Raw genomic sequence first — 641 nt, 5'->3', positions numbered from 1 at the left:
TGATCATGAACGATGCGCTGGAATGCGCGTAGCATGTCGCTCTCGGTGCCCAAGCGCAGGCTGCCAAGGGTTATGAGGGGATCCACGAACCGCGTCCGGGCGGCCAGACCCGGATTGTTCCCCTGCAACTCTTGCGTCAGGAGCTGGTAATCCCTCAGGACATGCTCGTCGCCCAGCCATTCCATGTCCTGGAGCACCAGCCCGCGGCCGTGAGACGGGGCTGTCGGACCCAAAGCCCCGATCTGAGCATCGGAGGATTTGCTTGCAAACGCCGGCACAAAATTATCATCGTCGCGTGATTCAGACGGCGTGGCCGCAGTCAGATCAACCAATGGAAAATCCCGGTAGGTGTCTGGGCGGGCGCTGGCAGCGGGCGCTGACGCTGCTTCCGGGTTCGGCCACATACTCCAATCAAAGTTGAGGGGCATCTGCGGCCACCAGGTTGAGGCGAACCGGGCAGGTTCTTGCCGTCCGGCCTGGACGATGTCCTGCGCCTGCGATGGCAATGCACCCAGTTGATGGACGGGGTCCGCCGACGACATCAGGCGACCACCTGAATTGGCGATCTCGCTCAGCTGCCGCTCAATGGCAAGGCCGTCTGGATTGTCCAGGGTCCTCGGCCTCTTCGCTGGCCGCAACCC

At 62.7% G+C, this 641-nt stretch carries 1 pseudogene; it reads right to left on the bottom strand.

Annotated elements, in window-relative coordinates:
* A pseudogene (locus tag AC04SG_RS32865) lies at positions 1-542 on the bottom strand (hypothetical protein); the annotation flags it as partial.
* Positions 543-641: the final 99 nt, after the last annotated feature.

The organism is Mesorhizobium sp. CNPSo 4684, assembly GCF_057784315.1.
This window is presented reverse-complemented; position numbering and strand designations above follow the sequence as displayed.